The organism is Microcoleus sp. K5-D4 (assembly GCF_036704575.1).
GTDB lineage: Bacteria > Cyanobacteriota > Cyanobacteriia > Cyanobacteriales > Microcoleaceae > Microcoleus.
This window is the reverse complement of the sequence record NZ_JAUBSD010000056.1, coordinates 38,348-45,038: the sequence shown is the minus strand read 5'-3', so window position 1 is coordinate 45,038 and position 6,691 is coordinate 38,348. Positions and strand designations below refer to the sequence as shown.

The 6,691-nt window shown below is 47.7% G+C and carries 4 protein-coding genes; 3 read left to right on the top strand and 1 reads right to left on the bottom strand.

Features of this window, described 5'->3' with window-relative positions; translation table 11 throughout:
* Window positions 1–1,124, top strand: a 1,124-nt coding sequence (locus QUA77_RS18050; RefSeq protein ID WP_333451569.1) for a hybrid sensor histidine kinase/response regulator, incomplete at its 5' end; no start/stop codon positions are given.
* 773 nt (window positions 1,125–1,897) lie between these two features.
* On the opposite strand, the gene QUA77_RS18045 is transcribed toward QUA77_RS18050, so the two are convergent.
* The gene (locus tag QUA77_RS18045; RefSeq protein ID WP_015176637.1) at window positions 1,898–2,095 is read right to left on the bottom strand and encodes a hypothetical protein; all 198 of its coding nucleotides are present in this window, start codon (window positions 2,093–2,095) and stop codon (window positions 1,898–1,900) included.
* Window positions 2,096–2,478: 383 nt separating this feature from the next.
* Between QUA77_RS18045 and QUA77_RS18040 the strand changes: the two genes are divergently transcribed.
* Both QUA77_RS18040 and QUA77_RS18035 read left to right on the top strand, forming a co-directional pair.
* Window positions 2,479–2,829 (top strand): STAS domain-containing protein, encoded by a 351-nt coding sequence (locus QUA77_RS18040; protein WP_333037243.1) that lies wholly within the window; start codon window positions 2,479–2,481, stop codon window positions 2,827–2,829.
* 159 nt (window positions 2,830–2,988) lie between these two features.
* Window positions 2,989–5,937, top strand: a complete 2,949-nt coding sequence (locus tag QUA77_RS18035) for a TIGR03960 family B12-binding radical SAM protein (RefSeq protein ID WP_333451567.1) — start codon at window positions 2,989–2,991, stop codon at window positions 5,935–5,937.
* The last annotated feature ends 754 nt before the right edge of the window (window positions 5,938–6,691 follow it).

Below are 6,691 nucleotides of genomic sequence, written 5' to 3'. Positions count from 1 at the left end.
AAAAAACGACTGTTCGGGCTCTGGAAACGATCGACCGCAATACACGATCGCTGGCAACTCTGATCGAGGATTTGTTGGACGTGTCGCAGATTATTACTGGCAAACTGTCGCTGAATTTGCGGTGGGTGGATGTGATTTCGACTGTTGAGGCTGCGATCGATACTCTCGCGCCCGCGATTGCCGCCAAAAATATTGAAATTGTGACGGATTTCGACCCCACTACCGGGCGGATTTTTGCCGATTCCGGTCGTTTGCAGCAGGTAGCGTGGAATTTGCTGTCGAATGCGATTAAGTTTACTCCCGATGGCGGACAGGTGAAGGTAGAGGTGCGAAAGATGGAGAGGACTTTGGCCCGTGAGGAATCCGCTTGCTGTAAAAAATTGTCGCCCGCTAGTGTCGAAATTGAAGTCAGCGATACGGGACAAGGGATTTCAGAAGAGTTTTTGCCGCACGTTTTCGAGCGGTTCAGCCAAGCTGACAGCTCTACAAGGCGATCGTACAACGGATTGGGTTTGGGTTTGGCCCTAGTGCGGCATCTTGTGGAAATGCACGGGGGAACGGTGCAAGCCGAATCAGCCGGGAAGGGAAAAGGGTCGAGGTTTTTAGTGAAATTGCCAATTCAACAGCTTCATTGCGACGCTGGATTGTCTGTTGCTGGACTTGGGGAGTTGGCGATTCCTCCAAGCAAGGCGCGAGCCCCTGTAAAGGAGTCTTTTGTCAACAGCAATCTTTCTGGAGTGCGAGTCTTGGTGGTCGATATCGACGCGGATTCCCTGGATTTTGCCTGTACCGTACTCGAAGATTGCGGGGCTCAGGTGGAGACTGCTAGCTCTGGAAAGGGTGCGTTGGAGGCGATTGAAAGGCTGAATCCGGATGTGTTGGCGATCGATATCGGGATACAGGCCCTTGACGGAGAGGCTTTGCTGCAACAAGTGCGATCGCGGATGGTGGACAGGGAAATTCCGGCGTTGGCGTTCACGGCGGTTGGTAGGGTAGAGGAACGGATACGGGCACTGCAGCAAGGTTTTCAAATTTATGTACCCAAGCCGATCGAGCCTGCTGAGTTGGTCGCGGTGGTGGCAAGTTTGGCGGCGCGATCAAAGATTTTAGAGGTTAGATTTTAGATTGAGTGGGTTTTTTGCAAACTTTGAGGACCGAGGTCGTGACTACAAACCAATTTTCTTGCATTGGAGCGATCGGATAATTCTTAGGACTAAGAGCAACTGCCAGATTAAACAAAAATATGTAGTTGCGCTTGTTGTACGCTATTTCCTAAGCTAAGAGCGCACAAGCGCAACTACATACTTAAAATTTAAGCTTTATTTGTGACAGTTTGCCTGAGTCCTAATTCTGCCGAAAAAATGTTCGGTATTAATTAGACTTAAAGCTAATTTGTCAAGACCCAAAAGTTATAAATTTAATTTAGGTCATAGTGTGTAGTTTTTGATACTGATAGCAGTTTCTAAAAGGAATGCAACTGTAGACAAGTTCCAAACCCTGATCATCATCTGTAGTCCGACTTCTCAAATCTCAAATTTCAGATCTCAAATCTCAAATCTCAAATTGTAGGAGGTGCAAGGACGATCGCCCTTAACAGTCTCTCCTCAAATATCAAGTTCAGCAATTAGCTGCTTCATTAAGCATGACTTTTAGCTACAATTAACCTAATTTGTCATACCCCAAAAGTTATAGATTTAATTTAAGTCAAAGTTTTTAGCTTTTGATCAGAGGTGCAGGGACGATCGCCCCTAACACTATTTCCTCAAATATCAAGTTCAGCAAGGAGATGCTTCATTAGAAAAATATTGGGCCGACGTAAATGCTTCTAACACTCCTCTATTGCCCGCCGTGCAATGATTTTTTGGTTTTTGGATGTGGACAGGTCGCCCGGTTCCCACTATCGACGGCTAGATACCAATTGCACCCTGCCGGCATCCATTTCATCCATTAATAACTCTAAAGCCTCATAATCAATATCCGAGATGTACCCCAAACGGGTGAGCTCGTAGTTGATTTCGTTTTCAATGTCAGGCGTCAACTGCTTAATGTAGAGGGCTTTTTCTACAAGTTGACGAATAGCATGAGTTGCTTGCATAGTAAGTCGGAGAACTCCGTACAGTTTAATTTTCCTCTGAAGTGTCGAGCTAACAGGTGATCTAGATCAGAACTAATAAGTGATTTAAATTACATGGATCAGTTTTATCTAACAGCTAGGACAAACTCGATCGCAATTTTTAGAGTTACCAAGACTAAACCTTCAGGCCTAAATAAAAAATAGTATAGTAGCTTACGTTTCCTCCCCAAATCTTACGCAAAACTTCATAAAAAAGAGTCAATAAATAAAGATTCAGTAAAATTACTGATAACAACTGGTCAGTTTGCCTCAGATTAAGTTAGGCTCAGAGTAATCAAGTAGGTTTAGGCTTACATCCGTCCAGCGCAGTAGTTGAAAATACGTAGCAATCATAGGTTTGACATATGCAGACACTTCTTGCCCATAAACCAATTACGGTGATTCGACCCCTAGACTACCTGAATGCAGCCACCTGCGGAGAATTCGGACGGCAACTAATGACAGCAATTGCAGCCCCCGGGGTTGTAGCGGTACTCGTAGATTTGGGCGAAGTAAAATTTATTGACAGTGCCGGTTTGATGGCATTGGTCTCTGGCCTCAAGCAGGCGAAAAAAATGGGGCGCAGGTTTAGTCTTTGCTCGGTATCCCCTGGGATTAAGATGATTCTGGAACTTAGCCAACTCGATCGAGTTTTTGAAATATTTGAAAATGTCGATAGCTTTGATGCCCAAAACTCCTGCGTAAAACAACACTGATGTAAAACAACACTGATAGAGGCTGCTGGGCGACAAGAACAGGCAACAAAACACAGCAAATTCGGTTAAATGCCCGAAAAGACAGACGACTGTCGTTGGCGTGTTGGCAGATTTTAAGGTAGGCTGCTTAAGAGTCGCAAATATTTAGCGAGTCGAGCCGTGGCAGTAAAAGTCGAAGAATTACTTACAGCAGACATTAATCAGCCTGCTCGTTATCTGGGAAACGAATTGGGATCTACGCACAAGCCTTGGGACGGGGCATTGGTGCGCTGGGTTCTCACTTACCCAGAAGTTTATGAAGTTGGTGCTTCCAATCTGGGACACATCATCCTTTACAACATTTTGAACGCAGGGCCGAGACAGTTGTGCGATCGGGCTTATTTGCCCGCCCCTGACTTGGCAGCAAAACTGCGATCGACCAAAACTCCGCTGTTTGCCGTAGAATCGAGGCGATCGCTCACAGAATTTGATATTCTGGGCTTCAGCCTCAGCTACGAACTCGGAGCCACAAACATTCTGGAAATGCTGGATTTAGCCGGCATTCCCCTAACTTGGCAAGAAAGAGCGACAAACCGCCAAAACGGTCAAATGCCGCTGATTTTTGCTGGCGGGCAAACGGCAACTTCTAACCCCGAACCCTACGCGGACTTTTTTGACTTCATCGCTTTAGGAGATGGAGAAGAGTTGCTGCCAGAAATTGGCTTGATTTTGGCAGAAGGCAAAACAAATAATTTGAGCCGAGAAGCATTGCTGCTGGATTTAGCGCAAATTCCAGGCGTCTACGTCCCGCAATTCTACGATATGGCGGCCGACGGTTCTGTTCATCCCAACCGCCCGCAAGTTCCAGAACGAATTCTGCGCCGCGTGGCAACTCCTATACCAGCTTATTCGATCGGCCTGGTTCCCTACGTCCAGACAGTACACGACAGACTGACAGTAGAAATCCGCCGGGGATGCACTCGCGGCTGTCGCTTCTGTCAGCCGGGAATGCTGACTCGCCCCGCGCGCGATGTCGAACCGCAGCAAGTCGTAGAGGCGATCGAACAGGGGATGCAAGCCACCGGGCACAGCGAGTTTTCCCTGCTTTCCCTCAGTTGTTCCGACTATCTGGCACTCCCTGCAGTCGGGATGGAAATCAAAAATCGCCTGAAAGATAAAAATATCTCTCTGTCTCTACCCAGCCAGCGCGTTGATAGATTTGACGATAATATTGCCGACATTCTCGGCGGTACGCGACAAGGCGGTTTGACTTTTGCGCCGGAAGCTGGTACTCAGCGGATGCGCGACATCGTTAACAAAGGTTTGACCAACGAAGAATTGCTTCGGGGTGTCAAAACTGCGGTCGATCGCGGCTGGGATAAAATCAAGCTGTATTTTATGATCGGTTTGCCCGGAGAAACAGATTTTGATGTTCTGGGCATCGCCGAAACAGTCCGCTGGCTGCACCGGGAATGCAGGATAGATGGCAGGCGGGGACTGAATTTTAACTTGACAATTTCTAATTTTACGCCTAAGCCTCACACTCCTTTTCAGTGGCACTCGGTTTCTACTGCTGAGTTTTCCCGCAAGCAAAAACTCCTGAAGGGAGAATTTCGGGGGATGCGGGGCGTCAAGGTGAATTACACTGATGTGCGGATTTCGGCAATGGAGGATTTTGTCGGACGGGGCGATCGACGTTTGGCTGCTGTAGTCCGCCGCGCTTGGGAACTTGGCGCGGGTATGGATGCGTGGTGGGAAAGCTTGGATCAGGCTTACAAAGCTTGGACTCAGGCGATCGATGAGTCTGGCCTTACCTGGAAATACCGCCAAGTCGAAAGCGGCGAGTGGAATCTGTTTGAGAAGGAAGAAGGAAGTTCGGCAACGGATTCTGTAACGGATGTAACGGATGTCAGTCCGATGTCCGTCGGAAGTTCGGCAACGGATTCTGTAACGGATGTAACGGATGTCAGTCCGATGTCCGTCGGAAGTTCGGCAACGGATTCTGTAACGGATGTAACGGATGTAACGGATGTCAGTCCAATGTCCGTCGGAAGAGAAATCAACGAAGATTTTTCCAATTCTCCGGATCTCCCCCTCTCCCCTTCCCCCCCTCTCCCCCTCTCGCCGTCCCCCTCTCTCCCCCTCTCTCTCGATCAGGCCCTGCCTTGGGATCATTTAGATACGGGAATCGACAAAAACTGGCTGAAAATTGACTTGCAAAAGGCTTTAGAAGCAGCGACTGTTCCCGACTGTTCCTTTGAAGGGTGTTCGCGCTGCGGGGTTTGCGGCACCGATTTCGGACACAATGTGGTTGTGGATGCGCTGCCAATTCCAGAGTTTGCTGGGGAGTTTGTTCCGAATACGGAGCGGAAACAGCGTTTGCGGGTTTGGTTCGGGAAGGTGGGCGATATGGCTTTGGTTGGTCATTTGGATTTGATCCGATTGTTCGATCGAGTAGTCCGCAGAGCCGATTTGCCGATTTCGTTTACCGGCGGGTTTCACCCGAACCCTCGGATTTCTCTGGCAAATGCTCTGCCTCTAGGTGTTACCAGCACTGGGGAAATTGCCGACTTTGAGCTCACTGAGTCGATCGATATTGAGAGTTTTCGGGAAAAGTTGGCCGCTAAGCTGCCGGAAAATATTCCGATTTACAAGGTTGAGTTGATCGATCTCAAGGCTCCTTCTGCTAACCAGTTGTTAGAAGCAGCGGAGTACGTGATTACTGTCGCTGTAGGGGGTTCGCTGACAGAAAATGGCGAATTAGACGGGGACAATGCTGCTTCTGTCTCCGTGGCTCCTGATGCCAATTGGGAAGCTTGGGTTAAGACGATCGTCGAAACCGAAGCTTTTTGGCGGGTGCATACTACTAAGTCGGGAAAGACGCAGGATGTCAATTTGCGCGATCGACTGCACAAACTAGAGCTTGTAGAGCAGAAACCAGAAAGCAGCACCTCTGCCTCTGGTGGTACATCCCAAGGTAGAGCCGTCTTGCGCTTTACTGGCAGTTGTCGCAGCGATGGCAACTTGCTCAAGCCAGAACATATTGTGTTCATGCTCGAACAAGTCAGCCAGCAGGAAATTCAGCTTCTACAGGTTGAGCGTAGTCAGCTAATCCTGGGTTATGGTTAAAATAGGGAAGCCGTGGTGGAATATTTCACCTTCGGCTCTCGATCGGGATGTGTCGTTTCACGCTATAATCGCTTGTTATGGAAGCCGCGGTGGCTCGAGCGCTTTAGTCGCTCGCCGCCCTCGTCAACCAGCAACGCGGGCTGGGTGCAATTTGCTTCTGTTCAAGACTTCAAGCCTTTTTGTTGTACATTCACGGGCTCAATCTAGCGCCAAACCCGCCGGAGCGGGGTCTGAACCAAATTTAGCGATTAATTTCGATCGATCGACTGGTTGTCGGTGGTCGGCTTATTCAAAAATCTCACGGTTCAAACCGCAGAGCGGGTATTCAACAATAGATGTTTTTGGCGGGTCAAAAAACGGAGATAAGCCCCCGACTTAAGTCGTGGAGAACTAAAAATTTTAGATTTTAGATTAAAGTTCCAGCTCCCAGATTCATCTGTGGAGTAAATCTAAAATCTAAAACCTAAAATCTAAAATCGACTGACCCGTCAAAAAACGGAGATAAGCCCCCGACTTAAGTCGTGAAGAACCAAAAATTTTAGATTTTAGACTAAATTTCAATCTCCCAGATTCATCTGTGGAGTAAATCTAAAATCTAAAATCTAAAATTTAAAATCTAAAATCGACTGACTCGTCAAAAAACGGAAATAAGCCCCCGACTTAATTCGTGGAGAACCAAAATTTTAGATTTTAGACTAAATTTCAATCTCCCAGATTCATCTGTGGAGTAAATCTAAAATCTAAAATCTAAAAT